Source organism: Butyrivibrio sp. AE3009 (assembly GCF_000420845.1).
GTDB lineage: Bacteria > Bacillota > Clostridia > Lachnospirales > Lachnospiraceae > Butyrivibrio.
This window is the reverse complement of sequence record NZ_ATVS01000001.1, coordinates 211,047-232,955: the sequence shown is the minus strand read 5'-3', so window position 1 is coordinate 232,955 and position 21,909 is coordinate 211,047. Positions and strand designations below refer to the sequence as shown.

Below are 21,909 nucleotides of genomic sequence, written 5' to 3'. Positions count from 1 at the left end.
GGAGTCCTCTGGAACGTGTATCGCCCGGGATGTAGTGAGCATTATGTTATACATGTCCTTAGGGATGATCCTGCTTTTGTAAAAGAACTTGATTTTGTCATGGAGAAAGACGGCAAGCTTATCGGTCAGAACATATTTATGAAAACTACTATTGAGGCAGATGATGGAAAGACTATCGATGTTCTTACAATGGGACCGATCGGCATCGCTCCTGAGCTTAAAAGAAAAGGATATGGCAAGGCAATCCTGGACTACTCTCTTGAAAAGGCTGCAGAAATGGGCTTTGGAGCGGTGCTTTTTGAAGGGAATATTGGTTTCTATGGACACAGCGGCTTTGACTATGCCAGCAAGTTCGGAATCAGATACCATGACCTTCCGGAAGATGCTGATGTTGAAGAGTTTGATAAGAACTTTCCGCCAAAAGAAAAGCTTAAGCTGCCCGGACAGATTTTTGAGTAAACTATAAGGAAGATATTGATTATGAGAGCTAATATAGATTTTAAGAATTATAATGACAGTGATTATGAGGCCTTGTGCTCTTTTCTGATTGCATTAAATGAGAACGATGACAGGCATATTAACTGGAACTGGGCAAGGCTGGAATGGATGATTGAACATCCTGAATTTGATAAGAGCTTAAAGAATTCCATTGGCCTTTGGACTGTGGATGGCAAAATCGTTGGCGCTGCTATCTACGATATGTATTTTGGCGAGGGCTTTTGCGGAGTACTTCCGGAGTATATAGATTTATATAAGGCCGTTCTGGAGTACGCCTGCAAAGAGCTTAGGGATGATTCCGGCTTTGGACTGGCAATCTGTGATGAGAATGCAGACGAATTAGAGATGGCAAAGAGCCTTGGATTTATACCCTCGGACCAGGATGAGACCATCATGGAAAGGAGTCTTTCTGATTCGCTTGAAGCAGAACTCCCGGATGGCCTTAAGCTCTTTTGTCCGGATCCTGTGAAGGATGCTTATGACCTTCAATGGCTTTTCTGGCAGGGATTTGATCATGGTGAGGATAAAGCAGAATTTGAGAGAGAAGAGGAGATTGTTCCAAGAGTCAGAAAGCATTTTAATAAGGACTTAGGTGTTGCAGCAGTAAATGAAAAGGGAGAAATGGTGGCCTGTTGTCTGCTTTGGTATATGGCAGGGACTGATTATGTTTATGTTGAGCCTGTCTGTACTTTACCGGCATACAGAGGGAAGGGCATTGCAAAAGCCTTGATATTTGAAGCGTTTCGCAGAGCCAAAAACCTTGGAGCAACCAGGGCTTACGTGATTTCCGATATGGAATTCTATGAGAGGCTTGGCTTCAGGAAGAAACATCATTATTCATTTTTCTGGAAAAAGGATGTCAAGTAAGGAGATACATGATAAAAATAAAGACGGAAAGGCTACTCCTGCATCCGATATCAGATGAGGAAATGCAGAAGATTATAGATGACGAGAACAATCCGGAAATGCAGAAGGCATATTCAGAGATGCTTCAAGGATGCCTTGATAACCCGGAAGACAGAGTATGGTTTGCAACCTGGAACATGGAACTTAAGGAATAGCAATCTTTCAATTTTGTTAGATTATCGATATTTAATTGTCATTTGTTATAAATCATTTTATAATTTCACTATAAAAAATGAAAATGGATGATATAAAATCCATTTTAATAGGGGGTATATAATGAAGACTTTTGAAGCACCACAGTTAATGGAACTTGGTATCGATTTTACAGCTGAAGGTGTTTTTGGCGGAAGTGGAACTCCTGTTCCGAATCCACCCAGCGCATGGCTTAATGACGATAACAACAATGGCGGATCTCATACAGACGTCAGAGTACACTTCCAGAATCCATTAAATCAGGTTTGTGAGAGATTCAGTATCTATATTGATTCAATAATACCAATTAAGAGCTTTGGAAGTTCTGAGTATACAATAACAAAAGAATCTGATACATCTTTTCGTATTGATGTTAATAGACATCTTAATGCTAACGAATGGACAGATTTCGTTTTCCAAGCTATTGTTGAAGGCGGTTCTATTCGTGAATCAGGTACAAGTGGTACAATGACTGAACTTAAAATAAGAGATGTACAGGCTATTAACTAATTATTTAAGATTTTTATTGGAGCACCACATATGAACGTGGTGCTTCTTTTTTACGATATGGGGAAGATAAGTTATTATTTCAACAAAATTAAAGAAGGAAAGCTAAAAGACAAGCTATTGATATTCAAGTGGATATATGGATATGCAATAAACCATATACCCGCTATTGTAATATACACTTTACTTGGCATGACCGGAATAATACTTGGTCTTTTTACAAGCCTTAATTCACGAGACCTGGTAGATATAATCACAGGACATCGCACAGGGGAACTTTTGCGCACATTTATGATCATGATTGTACTTACGGTAGTGAATACTTGTGTTTCGCAGATATCAAGTTACCTTTCCACCAAAATCAGTCTTAAGGTTAATAATGAGATAAAGGCGCAGATCTTTGAAGGAATATTACAAACGGATTGGCAATCTCTGTCTAAATATCATTCCGGTGACCTTGTTATGAGATGCGGAAGTGACGCTTCCAATATTGCATCAGGAATTTTGACACTCGTACCAAACCTTATAATCTATATTTTCAGATTTGCATCCGCTTTATATATGGTTTGCATATACGATTGGACATTTGCTATTTTTGCGCTTGCCAGCATCCCGATAACACTGATCAGTTCGCGCTATTCTATGAAGATGATGAGAAAGAGCGGAATGGGAACTATGTCAGCATCCGCCAGAATGAACGGTTTTCATCAGGAGACCTTCTCGAATATTCAGACAATAAAAGCTTTTGATATGCTGTCATATCACATAGACAGGCTAAAAGAAATACAAAAAGGATATTCAGAAGCTACGCTTAAGTACCAGAAGATATCAATGCTCAATACTTTTATACTGACATTTGTATCTATGCTTGTATCCTACTCTGCACAGGCATGGGGCGTATATAAGGTTTGGAGCGGAGCTATCACATACGGAACAATGACCATGTTTATAGGCCTTTCAAGTTCTCTTACAGGCTCAGTTTCTAATCTTATCAGTTTTGTACCAACATCTCTTAGCTTGTTTAACTCAGCTGACCGAGTTAAAAGCATACTGGACCTTCCAAGAGATGATTATTCCAATGCCGAAGAGGTTGAAAGATTTGAACAGGAGCATGCAGGTAAGGGAATAGGAGTAGAAGCCAGGGACGTGTCATTTGCTTACGAAGGTGCAGAAAATGTCTTTTCCAAGGCTGAATTTAATGCTAATCCTCATGAGACAGTTGCATTTGTCGGACCTTCAGGCGAAGGAAAGACAACTATGCTAAGACTTCTTCTTGCTATAATAAGACCCGGTGAGGGACAGGTGCGTATAACGACCGGTGATGGGGAACTTGAAGATAGTCTCTATGCAACAGCTGCAACGAGAAGTCTTTTTGCATATGTTCCACAAGGAAATACAATGTTCTCGGGAACTATAGCTCAAAATATGAGAAATGTAAAAAAGGATGCAACGGATGACGAGATCATCAAAGCCCTGAAAATGGCTTGTGCGTGGGACTTTGTCAAGAAACTTCCTGAAGGCATAAACAGTGAGATGGGAGAGCACGGCAGTGGCTTTTCAGAGGGACAGGCCCAGAGGTTGTCTATTGCCAGAGCAATCCTTAGACAGTCGCCTATACTTCTTCTGGATGAAGCAACCTCTGCTCTTGATGTATGGACAGAAAAAGAGGTCCTTAAGAATATCATGGCAGATGAATATCCTAGGACCACTATTATTACTACACATAGACCTTCAGTATTAAAACAATGCGATAGAGTATATGCTATCAGAAACGGCAACTGCTGTAAGTTATCTGATGAGGAAATCAGCGAGATGGAAAGCATCGCCTGAATACTTAAACTGTTGTACTATCGATTTGGGACTTTATGAATGCAGCTGCATCATCTGTGGTGTTGCAGCTGTAATTCCATACAGGATAGTCAGCGCTAACTTCCTGCGCGAAGCGAATAACGCTTAAGGACATCTCACTATTCCACATCGGAGAGATGATTCGGTTCATAATAGCCAGAGCTTTAGCTTCCGGCTGCATATGACTTACAAAATTCTTTGGATCCTGACGAAGCAGTACTATTCCTTTAAGCTCATAGTCTTTAGCATCATAGATTCCTGAAGTTCCACACCATGGCATGCCATACGCATATATTTTGCCATCATCACATTTTCCCAATAGATTCAAATCGCCATTGATCTGTCTTACGCCGTACAACCTATTCCAAAGCGCTGCATGTGTACTTTTGCCGATCCCGGATCCGGCAGAAAAGAGAAGAGCCTTGTGATCATACTCTACGGAAACCGAATGTATGGCAAATAAGTTATGGATTCTTGCCATATAAAGGAAAGCGTGACGAATAGCCCAGAATACTTCTTCCTTGGCATTATCAGTATCTTTAACAAAAACAGATACCTTCTGTCCGTCCGGTGATATATGAAGCTCGTCAACATGCTCCCATAACGGGAAAATGAGAATATATTCATCACATGTTTTTATGATGGATACCTCTTTATCACGAATGATCAGTTCACCGGATTTATGTATTACAGGTGCAATATGATAGACATAAATATTCTGGGTTTTATCAGCTGAGCAAGTGTATTCATCATCGGCAAAAGACATAAAGCTATCATCAAACAGTTCTTCCTTGCCGAACAGATTTACGCAGATACCGGCAATATTCATGCTGACATATTTTTTGAGTTTAAGCTTTTTATAAAAATCAGTATCTATAACCATTCCTGAATAACAAAGGGAATCCATAAAGCTTTGAATGGAACGCTTTGCGTCAGGGCGATCTGCCTCGTTTATCTCAAAGTATTCATAGCAACTATCAAAGATTTCTTCAATTGTCAGATCTTTGGAGAGTAAATTCCAGATAAAAACACCGGTATCATTTAGAAATAAGCTTTTCTTCCTATCTGCTGCGCTTTGACCATGCGTTAGCAGACAAGGAGTGTCGCCGATATATTCAAGAGTAAAATCGTTATTTCTTATCATAGGTTCCCCACTCTTAAGAAAATAAGGTTTAATATTAGTAATACCAGCATATTATAGCATATTAAAACCTGTTGCTTTGAAGTGTTTTCATAGGCTTTTATATAAAAAAGGAACTTGGCGGAAAAAATGAATGATCCGCAGTAATAATTAAGAAACAGATTGATACTTACCTGATGTAAAGATTACAATTAAGTAATATACATATCTAAGTTTGAGAGAAAACAGACAAAACACTTGATAAAAGGAGACGACTAATGAAAGAAATGCTTGAATGGCTGCATGAGATTGACCATTTTTCGGGGATGCTTATATAAAAATCTGGTGATTTGCACACTGATATCCGAGGTCATATGAAAACTATTACTAATGAACAGGCAAGACAATTTATCCTATTAAAGCAGGGGCTGATAGGACCATAAGTGACCGGTGATTTTACCTGGTTTCAGGGCTATGAAGAAATATATCAGAACGAACAGAAAGTCTATGAATGTGTATTTCATGGTGGACTGTTGAAATAAGCATGCAACATATGTGGGACAATGGAGAGCCTTTTGTAATCGACCTGGAATGCTTGGGATATAGTAATCCTATAGCGTCATGCCTTGACCTTTCGCTCCAGTGGGCGGGAACAGTTAATCAGAGATATAGCAGTGAGAATCTGGCATCTTTTTATAATGGATATTTAAGTGAATATGATAATGGTTTTAGATCATATAATAAACTATATGGTATAGCGTATACATGGGTAGAATGGCTTGAGTATAACATGAAACGTGCATTGAGATTAGAAGGCACCACAAAGCAAGATATTAAGTCAGGAGAAACGGAAACTATAAACACGATAGGAAGAATCAAATACCTTTACTCTTTGGAAACGGATATCTGTGATGTGTTCAATAAGATAATTGCAAGGAGAAAACTGTAATGGTTAAGCAGATAGTTAAAGATATAATGTTTTTGCAGCAAAAGTCAGAGCCTGCAACAGAGGCTGACAAAAGGGTTATTCAGGATCTTAAGCCTCAACATGGCAAGTACAAGGACTTTACAGCGCAGATAATCCAGCATGAAATCGACCATTTTTCAGGGATACTTATTTAGAAATATGTGATGAAGAAAAGGCATCGGGGAAAGGAATCATATGCAATTCTCAGATATAGATAACGGTAAGGTTTTTGATTGGGGAAATACTTCTAAAGACTATGCAAAATACAGAGATATTTATCCGGATGAATTCTATCAAAGCATTTTGGATCTGGGATTGTGCAGGGATGGACAGAAGGTGCTGGATATCGGAACCGGAACCGGTGTCCTTCCAAGAAATATGTATCGCTATGGCGCAAAATGGATAGGAACCGATATTTCGGAGAATCAGATAGAACAGGCAAAGAGACTCTCAGCGGAGAACGGGATGGAAATTGAATTCTATGCATGCCCCGCTGAAGAAGTAGATTACCCGGATAATACATTTGACGTTATTACAGTATGCCAGTGCATTTGGTATCTGGATGCAAAGGTGATAGCCGAGAGATTTGCACGAATGCTGAAACCGGGAGGAAAGCTGCTTATTCTGTACATGGGATGGCTCCCCTATGAAGACGATATTGCAGGAAAAAGCGAAGAAATCATCTTAAAGCATAATCCCAATTGGTCTTCCTATGGAGATACCGTTCATCCTGTCTTCGTTCCTAAAGAGCTGCTTGCAAGCTTTGACAAGGTACTGCAGAAGGAGTTTCGGGTTGACGTCTCATTTACAAGAGATAGCTGGCATGGCCGTATGCGTGCCTGCAGAGGAGTTGGCGCAGCAATGGATGAAACTCAGCTTAAGGCATGGAATGAGGAACATATTAAGATGCTGAATGAAAATGCTCCGGAAGAATTTGATGTTAAGCATTATATTTCAATTGCTGAATTACAGGTGAGAAAACAGCGATAAATCACAGCATTATTGACGATGACAGATTGGAGCTTGTAGGGAATAAAAAAGACAGGACCTTTTAGGATTCTTTCAGACCTCAGCGAAGAATTCCTAAAAAAATCGATTGAAGGAAAATAGAATACACATGAGGAATGATATATTTAAGAAACTTAGGAAAATAAAGAGAAATACAGCGAGAAAACTTGATAATATAATGCAGCATATTGGTACAAAGGAGCTGATTGCCATCTCATTGGGAATAGTGGTGATTGCCTTTGCTATCATCCTGGTTATGGCGTACATAAGTGGTGTTAAGAACAATTCTTTGAGTGAGAACGGTGGAGAAACCCAGATTGCAAACGAGGGAGCATCCGGTGACGCAGACATGCCTGTAGTAGAGATGGCAACCGAAGAAACCAAGACCGAATCTACTTCGGATACAACTGTACTTGTTAAAAAAGAAGGTGCTAAGAAGGGATATCTTAACAGATGCGTATTCCTGGGCGATTCCAGAACCGTAGCCATGGTTAACTACGGCTTTTTTAACGATGATTCCGCACTTGCACAGATTGGAATATCACATCCGGCATTTGCATCCAATATATTCATGAACAATGCTGGAAAAGAATATACTATGAAATCTTACCTGGAGTCTCATCAGGCTCAGGTTATATATATTCTTCTTGGTGTAAACGGAATCAATGATTCCAGCGAGGATCATTACAAGAATACATTTATTTCACTTATAGACAGTGTATCCGAGCTGGCGCCTAATTCCAATATTGTACTTGTGTCTATAGGTCCCGTAGATGATAACGGAATGTACAAAAACTATGTGCAGAACGCATTGATAGACAAATACAATGATTTCCTTTTGGAGACTGCAAAGGAGAAACACATTTTCTATCTTGATATCGCTGAAGTCCTCAAAGAATCTGATGGACAGGTAAAGTCTGAGTATAACGGTGGCGACGGACTTCATTATTCTGGGAAAGGATGCGAAGCCATATTCAATTACATAGTAGAGCACCCAGTGCCTGGAATATCTGATGAGGGTGAATATGTAGTTAAGTATGTTAAGCCTGATCCAAACAAGGTCAAGGCTACAACTGGTGATGAATCAGGAATTAACGACGGCAATCTTGGCGACCTTATGGACATGATGGGAATCATAGAAGATCAGAATGCTTCAGATGCTTCTTCTCAGAGTAGTACTGTGACAGAAGACGAGGAAGCAAAGAAGAAAGCGGAAGAAGAGAAGAAACAGGAAGAGGAAGAAAAGAAGAAGGAAGAAGAGCAAAAGAAAGCAGAAGAAGAAGAAGAAGAAGAAAAGAAGAAACAGGAAGAAGAGCAGAAGAAAGAAGAAGAAAAGAAGAAGCAGGAAGAAGAGCAGAAGAAAGAAGAAGAAAAGAAGAAGCAGGAAGAAGAGCAAAAGAAAGCAGAAGAAGAAGAAAAGAAAAAACAGGAAGAAGAGCAAAAGAAAGAAGAAGAGAAGAAACAGGAAGAGGAAGAAAGAGAAAAGCAAGAAGAGTCCTCAAATAGTGGATCCACCGAAAATAATGAAGGAAATGGCGATAACGGTTCAGAGGCCGGAAATGAAGCATCCACCAGCCAGTCTGAAGGATCCGGCTAAATATTTTTAAGATTTTTCTTGAAAAGAATTTTTAATCATATTAGCCTTTTCTTAGGACGTCCAAATCTTTCCTAAGAGGAGGCTTTTATCATGAATAAAGAACAACTTCACGCATTAATTTCAGAGAGCACCGGAAATGAGAGCAATATCTGTCAGATCTATGCGATCAAAGACGGGGATAAAGTATATGATGATTGCTGGCATGGATTTAAGACTGAGGATGCGATGAATGTAAACTCCGTAACAAAAGGTGTTATGGGACTGCTTGCGGGAATTGCGCTGGACAAAGGCTATATCAGGAATTTGGATCAGAAGGTGATGGATTTTTTTCCGGATTACACTGTAAAGCGCGGAGAAAAAACTATCTATGATGTCACGATCAGGCACCTGCTTACAATGACAGCGCCCTATAAGGGTAAGTCAGAGCCCTGGAAAAAGGTGTGCACTTCACCGGACTTTACTCTTGCAATCCTGGATTATCTTGGAGGTCGTAATGGGATCACAGGAGAGTTTAGGTATGCAACACTGGGCATTCAGATACTGGCAGGAATAATCGAGAGAGCCACCGGAGAGAAATGCATTGATTTCGCTAACAAAAATCTATTTGAACCGTTGGGGCTTCCGAAGCGAATACCACACGGTGACAGTTCCAAAGAAGATCAGTTTGATTTCTTTATGAACAAGAATCCAAGGAAATATGAGTGGTACTCTGATCCACAGGGCTGCGTTACCGCAGGCTGGGGATTATGCATGTCGGCAAAAGATATGGCTGTGATCGGCGCACTTGTTCTTAACGGCGGAAACTTCAATGGGAAAAGAATCATTTCTGAAGAATATTTGAATGACATGCTGGCACCTCACATTAAGCTGGGGGAGCGCTTTGGCTACATGAACTATGGTTACTTATGGTACAAACCCTACGATGACAGAGATGTATATGCGGCGATTGGTGACAGCGGAAATATAATCTATGTAAATAAAGAGAAATATGTATCTGTGGGAATAACAGGTACATTTAAGCCAAGGATCTTTGACAGGGTGGAGTTCATAGAGAAGAAAGTTTTGCCGGTTGTTGAAAATGCATTATAGGCTTATATAAGCATAGGAAGAGTTGGTGAGTGTATGGGAAATGAGAGCGGAACATGGATCATGTATGGTGTGGACTGGAACGACCCGGAATGCATCCATACAGTACAGGAAGCAATAGACTACATAAATGAAATTGGCTTTTTGCCATTATTCAAAAATGACATTCCCGGATTTTCTCTTGAGGAGAGAACCGTGCCGGGGTATTGGTGGTGCGGTGATCAGGAGGTTGACCCATGGGAATGGCGTGAGATAATTGCCCGTAGCGGTGAAGTGGCATACGGCAAGTTTTTTGCTAAGAAAGCGGGCTTTATATCTAAGAAGTGGCTTCCATACTTTGTTAATCTCCGCCGTGATGGCTATGATTTCGATGCGCTCTGGGATGATGAGAAAGCCTCGAGACGCCAGAAAAAGATAATGGATCTTTTCGAGGCAGAGGCTGAGCTGTATTCCAATGAAGTCAAGGCAAGAGCCGGCTTTGGAAAAGGAGGCGAGAAGGGATTTGAGGGTACAATTACGGACCTTCAGATGAAAACATATCTGTGCGTCAGGGACTTCAGGCAACGGAAGAACAAGAAGGGCGAATTCTACGGATGGCCTATAGCTGTTTATTCCAGGCCTGAATCAATCTGGGGCTACGAGCATGTGACGTCAAGGTACTGTGAAAAACCTGAAGACTCCGGCAGAGCTATTATAGACCATATGAAAGAGATATATCCGATTGCTACAGACTCACAGATAAAGAGACTGCTTATCGGATGAAATATCAGTGTAAAACAGACTTTATTTGTGCAAGTGATAAGGTCTGTTTTTTGATGGAGAAATTTAACCGGAAATGAATCGTTGACAGTGAACGCTCGTTAACTTATAATTGGTAACGATAGTTAGAAAAACTGCCTGTATCTATGTAGGAGAGGCCATATGCCAAGAACAAACGCCAAGGAACCCTTGATAAAGGCTGCAAGAGATCTGTTTTCCGAAAAAGGATTTGACGGAACCGGGGTGGATGAGATAGCAGAGTCAATTGGGATCAAGGGACCGACGATATACAAGTATTTCAAAAATAAAGAGGACCTTCTAAAAGCAGTGATCGATACTGCGGAGGATGAATATCTCAAAGGCATGGGGGCGAATGACAATCTGCCGGACAGAATTAATTCCGGAGAGGATCTTAAGGCATATGCTTTGAGATCTTTGGATTTCACCCTTAAGAATGACACTGCTAAAAAGATGCGAAAGCTCATAACCATGGAGCAGTACAGAAATGCTACTCTGGCTAAGCTTACTACCAGGCATCAGCTCACATATCTTCAGGATGTATATACATCAATTTTCCAGAAAATGATGGACCGGGGGCAGATGGCGAAGGGGGACGCAGCGATAATTGCGCTGGAATTTATATCCCCCATTACAATCATGGTCCAGCTTCTGGATAGACAACCAAGAAAAAAGAAGGAAGCTCTTCAGATTGTTGAAAAGCATATAGACATTTTCTTAGAGAAATACGAATTTATTTAAAAATGAGGGAGGAGAATAACATGAAAACACTGATTATTTACACATCACAGACAGGTTTTACCAAAAGGTATGCTCAGTGGCTTGCTGACAGAGTAGGCGGAGATCTTCTTGATCTTAAGGAAGCACAGAAGAAGGGGAATGACTATTTTGACACCTATGATGCGATCTGCTATGGCGGTTGGGCAATGGCTGAAAAAATTGTAAAGGCCAAGTGGTTTCTTGAAAAAGCAGAGAACTGGAAGAATAAGCGCCTTGCTATGTTCTGCGTGGGAGGAACTCCTAATGGCGAACCTCAGGTGGATGCGCTTCTTCAGAATGCTCTCACTGATGAGCAGAGGGACTATATCAAGCTCTTCTATTGCCAGGGCGGAATGAGCTATGAAAAAATGAGTGCCCCCACCAGGATCACAATGAAGATGTTTGTATCTGCCATCAGAAATAAAAAGGATGCTACTCCGGAGCAGAAGGCCATGTTCGATAGGATGGCATCATCCTATGACATATCGGATATAAGATATATAGAGCCTATCGCAGCCTACCTTGCAGGCATGGACGAGGAAAAGGCTGTATGAAGAACAGCAAGGATATAAGAATATTGGATGGAACAATGCTAAAGATCATAGCTATGGTAGCTATGGTCTTTGATTATAGGAAAATAACTGTGGCATGAAGATATGAGCATTTATGATGACATATCAGCAGTTTGAGGAGGGCAAAATGATTCTATTTGTGGACGCTTGTGTTAGAAAAGATTCGAGAACAAAGAGACTTGCAGAAGCTCTTTTGGAAAAGCTGGGTGAAAATGTGGCCCGCGTATCCCTTGAGGATATTTCCTTTGGCGTAACGGATGAGACATATCTAAAAAAGAGAGATGATCTGATTTCGAAAGGGGCTTTTGAAGATGACATGTTTGCATTAGCCAGGCAGTTTGCGGAGGCAGATGCCATTGTGATAGCGGCGCCTTACTGGGATTTGTCTTTTCCTGCAATGTTGAAACAGTACATTGAGGCTATAAATGTGCTTGGGATCACTTTTGAATATACACCTGAGGGATTTCCCAAGGGCCTGTGCAAGGCAAACAAGCTTTATTATGTCATGACAGCAGGCGGGAACTATGTCCCGGAGGAGTTTGGATTTGGCTATATAAAAGCTCTTGCCCAGAACTTCTATGGAATTGAAAATGTAGAGCTGATCAAGGCAACCGGCCTCGATATAATTGGAGCAGACTCAGAAACGATAATAAATGAAACTATTAATAATCTAAAATAAGAATATGCCATTATGACGTTGATGGAAGTTGTAGAAGGTGAATGAGCATGAGAGAAATAGAACCGAATGAGATAAGTAAGCTCTACGATTGTATTTGTGAGTTATCAGAGCATCACAATGATGTATCTGTGAATTTCAAAGGCTATTATCCTTTAAAGCCCTATGAAAAGACTCTGGAATCATTTGAAGCTGCATTAAGGAATCAGGAATCTTATATAGCAGTCACTGAAATCGAGAACCGGATTATCGGCTTCTGCAAAGTCGATATTAACGGTGAAAGCGGCAAACTGGACTACTTGGTGGTAAAGGAAGAATTCAGAGGAAAAGGGTTCGGTAAAGAGCTCATGGACTGGGCAATGCAGATGTTTGATCAGAATAATGTCAAGCATCTGGAAGTGAAAGTAGTCGATGGAAATAAGGCGATTCATTTGTATGAAAAGTATGGTTTCAAAATGAAGTCTCACATATTAGGAATTGAGCGTTCAATTTCAGCTTAACCGACCAACCATGTTGTGGACAAAGGGCAAGCCCTGCTAAAGCAGGGTGGCTGGATACTAGCGCCTCTGGATCAGAATCCAGGAACAGCTGATGACACTCCTAAAGTCGCTCAATTGGATTATACGTGCCAGTTGCAGTTGACTTTGTTGAAAAAACACTCGGTAACTCAATGACTGAATTTAGGAGTGCCAATGATAAGGGGTGCCAACACTTGATAATCAATTGGATAGCTGTAGGAGTGCCTAAAACAAGGGGATGAGCACTTATACATCAATGTGTTTGTCTGACAAGTGTTGATCTTGCCTCAAATGACAGAATTTTACCTAAAAGCGACACTTGTATAGCATATTTCTCTAACCTCGAGTGTTTCTGAATGCCAAAGTAGTAACTGACAGACACTTGGATTACAGGATAAGACAACTATGAGTGTCGGAATTGTGAGGTTCACCATACTAATCATCCAGTGACCTGCCTGAAATGTGAAATGGTACGGTTATGACACTTCCTCTGACGCTTATTCTTTTGCCTGAGGGAACTTCGATATTTCTGTATTCAGCCAAAAAAGTGAATCTAAAGTAGCCGTTAGCCTTGGAAGTAAAAAGGATCTTGGATATATCGATATTGCAGGCAGGACTTATTCCCTGCTCTGTATCCTTACGATAGCTACGAAGAGTGGGCCAATATCTGTAGGTGGCTGCGTCGTAATTTACTTCAGCGCAATCTGCATGGGTAAGCATGTTTTTTTCGTCGATTGTAGAACGTAGCCAGTAGGGCACGTATTTATTGCCATATTTCTTCAAAGTAGCGTTGTCATAAGTAATCTCACCTTTTTTACGATAGCCATATTTCGGATTTCTGATCTCAGCATGATCGAGAGCAAAGAATTTATCGTTATTAAGTGGGGCAAATTCAGTAGAACCGAGCTGGCGATCATCAAGGCTCATATTTTCCTTGCAACTGTTCACAATGTACTGGGAGGACTCATCCAGATTCCTATATAACGTTGCGTTGAGAAAAGATCTTAATGTGCTTTCGCGCCATTTTAATCCCCCTTTATACTTTAAACACTTATTAAACAGTTGCTGAGTGACTAAAGAAAACGGTAAAGCGTTCTCTAATAAATGGAAAAACGTATGAAAATATATTTATCAACACATAAAACTGTCGAGTCTTCCCTTTTGCTATGGAAATATTCGCAGAATTAGGCTTTAATATAATAATGACCATTTAACAGAGATATTACTTGGCTTAGGGGAGGACATATGGCACAGCAGAATATTTACGACAACGATACGTTCTTTGAGGGCTACAGGAAACTACGAGGTAACGAGGGAAGTGCCAACAATTTATTTGAGATTCCCGCTCTTTTTCCCTACTGCCGGATCTTACTGGAAAAAAGGTACTGGATCTGGGCTGCGGATTTGGCGAGCATTGCATAGAGTATGTAAATCGAGGTGCTTCGGAAGTTGTTGGCCTTGATATATCAGAGAAGATGCTGGAGGTTGCTGGGGAGGAGAATAGCGATCCGCGAATAACCTATTTAAGACTTCCCATGGAGGAGCTTGATAAAGTAGAGGGGCAGTTTGATATTGTGATCAGTTCCCTTGCCTTTCACTATGTGGAGGATTTCTCCGGAGTAGTAGGGATGATTAATGAGAAATTATGCGATGGCGGGTTCTTTATCTTTTCCCAGGAGAATCCCCTTACCAGCACCCATGGACAGGGACCAAGGTGGACCAGGGACGAAGCCGGAAATAAGATCTACGTCAATCTATCCAACTACGGAGTTGAGGGGGAGAGGGAGACAACCTGGTTCGTGGACAATCTGAAGAAATATCACCGCATGTTCTCCACCATAGTGAATACTCTGGTGGACAACGGTTTTAGTGTCGAGAGGATGATAGAGCCGATTCCTGATGACAAGATTCTTGAGAAGTATCCGGATCAGAGGGACCTTTTTCATAAGCCGGATTTCCTGATAGTCAAGGCAATTAAGAGGAAGTGATCAAAAACTTGTTGACCTTGCCCCTGGGGCATAGCTTACCATGGCCATAGTGACAGTTACATAATTCATGGAATAAGACAGCAAAGGAGAAAACTCATGGCATCATGGATGGTACATTTAAGAATTGCAGACAGGATCCTGGATGAGATTCCGGGGCTGGATGAAGAAGCCTTCGTGTTGGGAAATATAGCTCCGGACAGCGGAGTTCCAAACGATGACTGGACAGTATTTACACCTTCCGGGGTCGTGACCCATTACAGGACAAAGCCCGGAGTTAAGGAATTCATTGATATTGACAAATTTGTGAGCGAGTATTTTACGAAGGAACTGATAAGTGAATATTCTACTCGTGAGTACTCTTTTTTCCTTGGTTACCTTACACATCTTCTTACAGATATAGAGTGGATGCAGATGACCCGTTCAGAGGGAGTATCTGAAGAAAATGCCACCAAAGAGAACATGTCTCTGGAGGACTTTATCTGGAAGAACAAGGCGGACTGGTATGATCTGGACTTTCTGTATCTGGAGGAACACCTTGATTTCAGAGCCTTCCACATATATGAGGATGCTACGGATGTAACCAATGTCTTTATGAAGGAGTTCCCTGTGGACGCTTTCGCAGACAGAAGAAAATACATCTGCGGATTCTATCACAGTGACAATCACGGGGATCTTCACAGGAATTATCAGTACCTGACCAAGGAGAGGTCAGCAAGATTTGTGGACGAAACTACTCAGGTTATAATGAGAAGACTTGCGGACTTCACGGCGATCGGACACTGATGTGCATGATGCTATCCGTGAGCTGACAAGAGTATTACATAATAATCGGAGAAAAAGTATGTTGGAAATTAAAGAGAAAAACCTGGACAGACGGGAGTGGTACAAGGATTCTGACAGGGATTTTACCTGTGTATATCATAAGGATGAGCATTTTGAAGGGGGCATCGGCCTTATAACCTTCACAGGAGTGGCAAGGGATGAGGTGGATTCGCCGGAAGGAAGGCTGTGCATCGCAGACCGCGGCTATCAGTGGCTGGAGCTGGCACCTAAGGATGGCAACTATACTCTGACAGCTATGTTCCATGAGGGAGAATTGTTTCAGCACTACGTGGATATCACTCTGAAAAATGAGGTGGATCCCGATGGGGACGCCAGATTCTATGATCTTTTTCTTGATGTGGTTATTTCTCAAAAAGGAATTCCCCACACCATAGATACCGAGGAGCTCGATGAAGCTCTTGCTTCAGGCATTGTGACTCATGAGCAGTATGATATGGCAGTAGAAACCGCAGATGAGGTGGTGGCCTTTTACAAAAACAATTTTGAGAAACTATGCAAAAAGCTGTTTGAGTACAAGAGACTTCTTGAAACATCCTAAGGCGCCATCTATAATAGGACTAAAGCTTTTTTGGGGGAAGGTTTTAGGGGGAATGTTAAGCGCAGGTTTGACTAACATCTTATATATGGTAGGTGGCCTTGCAGGATTGGTCATCGTATTATATTGCGTGATAAGGAGGCAACTGTATCTAAATTCAGATACAGTCCTCTTTTCAGTCTTTTTGCTTTTTTCCTGGATTTCAGCTATCGCTGCCTTCGGAATTTCACTTTCCTTCTTTTGTTCCAAATTCATATGTGCGTGGATGATGATCCTGGCGGTATATTATGCATCGCGGACTGTTCCTGATTCGGTTAAGCTGCTGCGAGTATCAGTGCTTGCTATATCAGTGGCAGATTTTTTGATATGCCTTTCTGCTCTTTACCATGCCACGCAGACTCTGTTCATAGGAATATCTCCGGCATCCGTTGTGACAGGGTGCTTTAGAAACGGAAGATTATGCGCCCTCAGAAATGCCAACAGATTTGGCTTTGTGTGTGCATCGCTCCTGTTTGTTTCTATCCTTGGACTTGTGTCAACGAAGGGCGTGAGAAAGATCTATTACATCGTAGCTGCGTTTCTTGGATGGTTCTGCCTTGGATTAACCGGTTGCAGGACAGGGGCTATCGGAGTGGCAGCAGCTCTTGGCATCGTGACATTTTCGTCAGGCTACAGACGCTTTTGCGGCGATAAAAAAGATTGTGTAATATTCCGATATTTATCTGTCACAGCGGCTTTTTTGCTGGTCATGATCCTTGTAGCAGAGTCTTTTTTACTTCCAAAGGATATTTATAAAGGTTTGTTGGATATCTTTTCACAGGGAAAAATGATTGAACTTCGTAGCAGAAGGATACTGGATGATGACGGAACCTTTTCAAGCAGGACTTATATATGGGCGAGCTGCATCAGGTCCTGTTTCAGGAGCATAAGACATTTCTTGTTGGGAGTATCCACACTTAGTAAAGAGACCATAGGAGATTCCTACAGCGGACATCATGAGATCATGGAGGCTCATGCTCACAATACGTTCCTTGAGATTATGAGGATACATGGATTCTCGGGGCTCCTTATATGGGTAGCTCTTATCGTTACGTGGGGAATAACTGCGGTAAAGAGTCTTTTTGACAGAGAAGGGTCTCTGGAGGTTAGCTGTCTGGCTGCCTGCGCCGCAGGAATACTGATCATCGGCATCGCAGAACCGGTGCCCCTTATTTATTCTTCGTCAATGTACCTTACAATTCCGTTTTTTATGATATGCGGCCATTTCGAGAGGCTTCGGAGGGAAAAGGCATGAAGAGAAAGTCAGCTACTTTGGTATATGGAATACTGTTTGGAGTGTTTATTGGTGCCACTGCTATTGAAGGGGTAAAGCTTCATGGTGTGACCAAGGCGAGCTCGTCCTTTGTATCTGATGAGAGTGCGGCTGACCCCTACGAGGGTCTTGTTGGGACAGTGGAAGGAACGACTGCGGATATGCTCGTTCCCGGTTACTGGCTTGTGGGGGCCGAGGATGAGGTTCTTTTTACCGGGGATGAAATAGAGGACTTCAACGACAATAATCCAGCCTATGTTGAATACAGGCCGGAAGGGAGCTTCAGTAACAGAAAGTTATATATGTATGATCTCCCTGAGAAAATTGACGGCGATGTAGTGGCTTCCTTGATGGCACCGGAGCTCATTGATGAACTCAGGGAAAATGGGCCTCTTTATGCAGAGGGCAAAGAAGTTGGAGAGGATTACTTTGATGAGATCAGAAGTAATATGGGCCTTGACTGTTTGCAGGAACAAGTCATACCTTTCTATGGAATATGCGTAGTAAGGAGTGACGGGCGGACTCTGCCCTGTGATGATTTCATTGCCGCAGATCCGGAGGAAATGTATTTTGATGAACTGATAAGCTCAGAATTCATGCCGGGTATTCCTGTGGTCATACTGGCGGAAAGCAGGGACGGAGAGTGGTTTTTTGCTATAAACGGATCCTACTGCGGCTGGGTTCATAAGGATACGGTCGCTCTGTGCGATGATAAAACAATGTGGTATGAAGCATCTCACCCTGAGCAGTTCCTGATGGTTACGGGAAGTGAGATCATACTTGAGAGAAATGCACGAAATTCACAGGCCTCAGGCCTGATTCTTCCCATGGGAACTAAGATAAAACTCGTTTCTGACGGGGATGATGGTGAATATGACAGAATGGCCTGGGGGTGCTACCGCGCGGAGGTGCCCTGCAGGGGTGATGATGGGAAGTTGTATTGGGAGAGAGTCCTCATTCCTGTCTCCAAAGATGTTTGCGCAGGCTACCCTGAAATGACATCTAAAGCAGTACTGGAGCAGGCTTTTAAGTTTCAGGGGAAGATATATGGATACGGTGGTACACTGTCCTCCAATGACTGTTCCGGATTTGTCCGTCAGGTCTATGCCTGTTTTGGATTTGAACTTCCCCGTAATGCCAAGGCCATCGCCAGAACCTACGACCTCGGAAGCATAGACTGCACCAAAATGACTACTGCCAAGAAGTTGAGCGTCCTGAAAGAGATGCTGCCGGGCTCTCTGGTATTCATGGAAGGCCATATCATGATGTATCTTGGAACCAAGGAGGGCATCCCCTATGTTATCAGCTCCTGCGCAACCTGCATAGAACCCGGGCATGATACATCGGATATTGTGGAAGCCTACGGAGTATTTGTTTCAGGAATGAACCTCCGCAGAGCTAATGGCAATACCTGGCTGGAGGATATGAATTATATTTTGTGGAGAGAATATTGAGATGATAAAAGACATTTTCAGACCACGTGTAAGAATTCTTTGGGCGGTTCTTGCGGCTTTGTGCTTTCTATACTCGATAATGGTATATCTTGTTGGCAGCGGAACCTTCTCTTTTATAATATGGCTTGGGGGTGTAGCTTTCTTTGGCCTATGCTTTTTCCTTGCGGGGAAGAATAGGTGGAAGAAGGCTCCTGTTGCGATTAAGGGCGTTTCTTATGTGCTTCTGACAGCTGTAGCGCTGGTTTTTCTCCTGTGTCAGATATGTATCTTATCTCACTTTTTTGATAGAGGTGAAAAGAACCTTGATTATATTATAGTTCTGGGGGCTCAGATGCGTTCAAGTGGTCCCAGTGTCATCTACAGATACAGACTGCAGAAGGCAAAGGAATATCTTGATGATAATCCGGGGACCATAATTGTTACCACAGGAGGTCAGGGCCGCAATGAATCCATGAGTGAGGGAGATGGAGGCAAAGACTATCTTGTTTCTCTCGGGGTATCTCCGGACAGAATCCTGGTTGAGAATACTTCCCTTGATACTGTGCAAAACATCGAGAACGCGATGGAAATAATCAGGAGCAGATATCCGGAAGACAAAGATCTCAGGATTGGTATAGTCACCAATGGCTTTCACGTATTCAGAGGAGTGCATATCGCAAAGAAGATTACCGATGCCCGGGTGTGCGGTATAGCAGCCTATATGCAGTTTCGGTTTATTCCCAATAATATGGTAAGAGAGTGCTTTGGAATCCTGCGAGATCTCCTGGCCGGGAAAATGGTACTTGCAAAAATATTAAAATAATATTAAACTAATTTGGCGATTTGCTTGATTAAAGTGTTAAAATATAGTATAATTTCTGCTTAAGTGGTAGAGAAATACTTTAACGATGCAAATTGTTAAATAGACACTTAAGATTTATAAGAGACTATGGGATGTTTCTTGCCGCTACGGTGGAGAAACATCCTTTTATATTTTATAATATTTCGTATAAGGAGTAATGAAATCATGAAATTATCACAGATGCCCTATGAGCATGTGGACCTGGATCGGGTCAAGGCATTTTTTGAGCAACTTATTACTGATAGTAAGAATGTAGGAAGTGGAGAAGAGCTCTTTGAACTTCACAAGAAGTACTATGAATTCATAGGCGATGTTTATACTAATATCAAACTTGGCAGATTCAGACATGATATCGATACCTCTGAAGAGTTTTACACCAAGGAGAATGATTACATCGATGAGATCTCACCTGTGATCTCAAATCTCAGCAATGATTACAGCAAGGTTCTGTATGAATCACCATACAGAGAGTACCTTGAGGAGAAGATCAGCAAGGTTGCATTCAAGAATATTGAACTTGCAAACAAATCCATCGATGAGAAGATCCTTCCCCTCATGCAGGAAGAGAACGCACTTATCAGCAGATATGACAACATTATTGCTTCCGCCAAGATTCCTTTTGACGGAGAGGAGTACAACATATCACTCCTTCGTAAGTGCCTTACAGCCGAGAACAGAGACACAAGACAGCGTGCATGGAAGGCTCTTTCCGAATACTTTGAGTCTGTTACCGATGAGATTGATGATATTTATGACAAGCTTGTCAAGAACAGAACACAGCAGGCCAAGGAACTTGGCTATGACAGCTATGTAGAACTTGGCTATAACAGAATGGTTAGAAATTCCTACAGAAGAGCTGAGGTTGAGAACTTCAGGAAGCAGATCAAGGAGTCTTTTGTTCCCCTTGTATGTGAGATCCAGGAGAAGAGAAAACAGCAGATCGGCGTAGATGAGCTCAAGTACTACGACAACGATGTTTTCTTTACAAACGGCAACCCTGCTCCCATCGGCAATCCCGATGAGATACTTAAGGCCGGACAGGAGATGTATTCAGAACTTTCTCCCGAAACAAAAGAGTTCTTTGATTTCATGACCGAGAACGAGCTCTTTGATGTCCTTGGCAGAAAGACCAAGAAGGCCGGCGGATATATGGACTTCCTTCCTAAATATAAGTCTCCCTATATCTTCGCCAACTTTAACGGAACCAGCGGAGATGTGGATGTAATTACCCATGAGTGCGGACATGCATTCCAGGGCTATGTGACCAGAGACGATGAGATCGTTGAACACAATGACATCACAATGGAGACTGCAGAGATTCATTCTATGTCAATGGAATATTTCACCTACGGATGGATGGAGAAGTTCTTCGGAGACAGGAAGGATGATTACCTCAAGATGCATCTTCAGGATTCCATCACCTTCATTCCTTACGGATGTATGGTTGATGAGTTCCAGCATATTGTATATGACAAGCCCGAGATGACACCTGCCGAGAGGAAGGCTGTATGGAAGGAACTTGAGAAGACCTACAGACCATGGCTTGACTTTGACGGAGATCCATTTTTTGATGAGGGCGGCTTCTGGCAGAAACAGGGACATATTTTCTGGTCACCTTTCTACTACATAGATTATGTACTGGCAAGCGTAGTGGCTATGCAGTTCAAAGTATGGATGGACAAGGACTTTACTGAGGCATGGCAGCATTACCTCGAGCTGTGCAAACTTTCAGCCAAGGATTTCTATGAACCCATGCTTGATAAGGTAGGACTTAAGAGCCCCTTCAGGGACGGAACCATCGAATATCTTGCTGATGAGATGAAGAAGAAAATTTGATAAAAAAATAATTATAGCTACCTATAATTAATTAGTTGTTGCATTATTTGATGCGGCAATTTAAAATGG

At 41.9% G+C, this 21,909-nt stretch carries 26 protein-coding genes; 24 read left to right on the top strand and 2 right to left on the bottom strand.

The annotated features are described in order from the left end of the window. The first annotated feature begins 15 nt into the window (after positions 1-15). The 5 genes from G588_RS18665 (at position 16) to G588_RS0100940 (ending at position 3,933) form a co-directional block, all read left to right on the top strand. On the top strand, positions 16-459 hold the full coding sequence (locus G588_RS18665) for a GNAT family N-acetyltransferase (RefSeq protein WP_022776883.1): 444 nt from the start codon (positions 16-18) through the stop codon (positions 457-459). Positions 460-480: 21 nt separating this feature from the next. Then, positions 481-1,365: a GNAT family N-acetyltransferase gene (locus G588_RS0100955; protein ID WP_022776882.1), complete on the top strand. Its 885-nt coding sequence runs from the start codon at positions 481-483 to the stop codon at positions 1,363-1,365. A gap of 8 nt (positions 1,366-1,373) precedes the next feature. After that, positions 1,374-1,559 (top strand): hypothetical protein, encoded by a 186-nt coding sequence (locus tag G588_RS0100950; protein WP_026668499.1) that lies wholly within the window; start codon positions 1,374-1,376, stop codon positions 1,557-1,559. Between the two features lie 121 nt (positions 1,560-1,680). Further along, complete coding sequence (locus G588_RS0100945; protein WP_022776881.1) at positions 1,681-2,106, top strand: hypothetical protein; 426 nt, start codon at positions 1,681-1,683, stop codon at positions 2,104-2,106. A gap of 30 nt (positions 2,107-2,136) precedes the next feature. Continuing rightward, entirely contained in the window at positions 2,137-3,933 is a 1,797-nt protein-coding gene (locus tag G588_RS0100940; protein ID WP_022776880.1) for an ABC transporter ATP-binding protein, read from the top strand. A 4-nt stretch (positions 3,934-3,937) separates the two neighbouring features. Here the strand turns inward: G588_RS0100940 and G588_RS21130 are convergent, their stop codons facing one another. Next, positions 3,938-5,095, bottom strand: coding sequence for a PqqD family protein (locus G588_RS21130; RefSeq protein WP_022776879.1), 1,158 nt, complete (start codon positions 5,093-5,095; stop codon positions 3,938-3,940). A gap of 419 nt (positions 5,096-5,514) precedes the next feature. Between G588_RS21130 and G588_RS23500 the strand changes: the two genes are divergently transcribed. From G588_RS23500 to G588_RS0100880, 11 genes are all read left to right on the top strand, one after another. Further along, a complete protein-coding gene (locus G588_RS23500; protein ID WP_242830322.1) occupies positions 5,515-5,613 on the top strand; it encodes a DUF5680 domain-containing protein in 99 nt (32 codons plus the stop codon). Positions 5,614-5,624: 11 nt separating this feature from the next. Continuing rightward, the gene (locus G588_RS0100930) at positions 5,625-6,020 is read left to right on the top strand and encodes a hypothetical protein (RefSeq protein ID WP_155830717.1); all 396 of its coding nucleotides are present in this window, start codon (positions 5,625-5,627) and stop codon (positions 6,018-6,020) included. Continuing rightward, on the top strand, positions 6,020-6,193 hold the full coding sequence (locus tag G588_RS22660) for a peptide deformylase (protein WP_022776877.1): 174 nt from the start codon (positions 6,020-6,022) through the stop codon (positions 6,191-6,193). Before G588_RS0100930 ends, G588_RS22660 begins: the two co-directional genes overlap by 1 nt. Positions 6,194-6,233: 40 nt before the next feature. After that, the gene (locus G588_RS0100920; protein ID WP_022776876.1) at positions 6,234-7,028 is read left to right on the top strand and encodes a class I SAM-dependent methyltransferase; all 795 of its coding nucleotides are present in this window, start codon (positions 6,234-6,236) and stop codon (positions 7,026-7,028) included. A 127-nt stretch (positions 7,029-7,155) separates the two neighbouring features. Further along, entirely contained in the window at positions 7,156-8,643 is a 1,488-nt protein-coding gene (locus G588_RS21125; protein ID WP_022776875.1) for a GDSL-type esterase/lipase family protein, read from the top strand. A gap of 90 nt (positions 8,644-8,733) precedes the next feature. Beyond that, positions 8,734-9,732, top strand: a complete 999-nt coding sequence (locus G588_RS0100910; RefSeq protein WP_022776874.1) for a serine hydrolase domain-containing protein — start codon at positions 8,734-8,736, stop codon at positions 9,730-9,732. A 33-nt stretch (positions 9,733-9,765) separates the two neighbouring features. Continuing rightward, a complete protein-coding gene (locus G588_RS0100905; protein ID WP_022776873.1) occupies positions 9,766-10,491 on the top strand; it encodes an AlkZ-related protein in 726 nt (241 codons plus the stop codon). Between the two features lie 159 nt (positions 10,492-10,650). After that, positions 10,651-11,247 carry a TetR/AcrR family transcriptional regulator gene (locus tag G588_RS0100900; RefSeq protein WP_022776872.1) on the top strand — a complete coding sequence of 199 codons (597 nt, stop codon included), beginning with the start codon at positions 10,651-10,653 and terminating at the stop codon, positions 11,245-11,247. Between the two features lie 20 nt (positions 11,248-11,267). Then, complete coding sequence (locus tag G588_RS0100895; RefSeq protein WP_022776871.1) at positions 11,268-11,819, top strand: flavodoxin domain-containing protein; 552 nt, start codon at positions 11,268-11,270, stop codon at positions 11,817-11,819. Between the two features lie 112 nt (positions 11,820-11,931). After that, positions 11,932-12,516 (top strand): NAD(P)H-dependent oxidoreductase, encoded by a 585-nt coding sequence (locus tag G588_RS0100885; protein ID WP_022776869.1) that lies wholly within the window; start codon positions 11,932-11,934, stop codon positions 12,514-12,516. Between the two features lie 47 nt (positions 12,517-12,563). Continuing rightward, a complete protein-coding gene (locus G588_RS0100880) occupies positions 12,564-13,013 on the top strand; it encodes a GNAT family N-acetyltransferase (protein WP_022776868.1) in 450 nt (149 codons plus the stop codon). Between the two features lie 453 nt (positions 13,014-13,466). On the opposite strand, the gene G588_RS0100875 is transcribed toward G588_RS0100880, so the two are convergent. Continuing rightward, positions 13,467-14,093, bottom strand: coding sequence for a DUF6273 domain-containing protein (locus tag G588_RS0100875; protein ID WP_242830326.1), 627 nt, complete (start codon positions 14,091-14,093; stop codon positions 13,467-13,469). A 183-nt stretch (positions 14,094-14,276) separates the two neighbouring features. Here G588_RS0100875 and G588_RS22925 point away from each other — a divergent pair, with 183 nt between their 5' ends. From G588_RS22925 to G588_RS0100840, 8 genes are all read left to right on the top strand, one after another. Then, positions 14,277-14,453 (top strand): hypothetical protein, encoded by a 177-nt coding sequence (locus tag G588_RS22925; protein ID WP_242830321.1) that lies wholly within the window; start codon positions 14,277-14,279, stop codon positions 14,451-14,453. Further along, positions 14,390-15,019, top strand: a complete 630-nt coding sequence (locus G588_RS18650) for a class I SAM-dependent methyltransferase (RefSeq protein WP_330361391.1) — start codon at positions 14,390-14,392, stop codon at positions 15,017-15,019. The genes G588_RS22925 and G588_RS18650 overlap by 64 nt, the downstream gene beginning before the upstream one ends. Before the next feature lie 96 nt (positions 15,020-15,115). Then, entirely contained in the window at positions 15,116-15,802 is a 687-nt protein-coding gene (locus tag G588_RS0100865; RefSeq protein WP_022776866.1) for a zinc dependent phospholipase C family protein, read from the top strand. A gap of 58 nt (positions 15,803-15,860) precedes the next feature. Further along, positions 15,861-16,400 (top strand): DUF402 domain-containing protein, encoded by a 540-nt coding sequence (locus tag G588_RS21120; protein ID WP_022776865.1) that lies wholly within the window; start codon positions 15,861-15,863, stop codon positions 16,398-16,400. A gap of 67 nt (positions 16,401-16,467) precedes the next feature. After that, entirely contained in the window at positions 16,468-17,691 is a 1,224-nt protein-coding gene (locus G588_RS0100855) for an O-antigen ligase family protein (protein WP_196804918.1), read from the top strand. After that, positions 17,688-19,163, top strand: coding sequence for an NlpC/P60 family protein (locus G588_RS0100850; protein ID WP_022776863.1), 1,476 nt, complete (start codon positions 17,688-17,690; stop codon positions 19,161-19,163). The genes G588_RS0100855 and G588_RS0100850 overlap by 4 nt, the downstream gene beginning before the upstream one ends. A 1-nt stretch (position 19,164) precedes the next feature. Further along, on the top strand, positions 19,165-19,965 hold the full coding sequence (locus G588_RS18640) for a YdcF family protein (RefSeq protein ID WP_022776862.1): 801 nt from the start codon (positions 19,165-19,167) through the stop codon (positions 19,963-19,965). 204 nt (positions 19,966-20,169) lie between these two features. Then, positions 20,170-21,840 (top strand): M3 family oligoendopeptidase, encoded by a 1,671-nt coding sequence (locus G588_RS0100840; RefSeq protein ID WP_022776861.1) that lies wholly within the window; start codon positions 20,170-20,172, stop codon positions 21,838-21,840. Positions 21,841-21,909 lie beyond the last annotated feature (69 nt).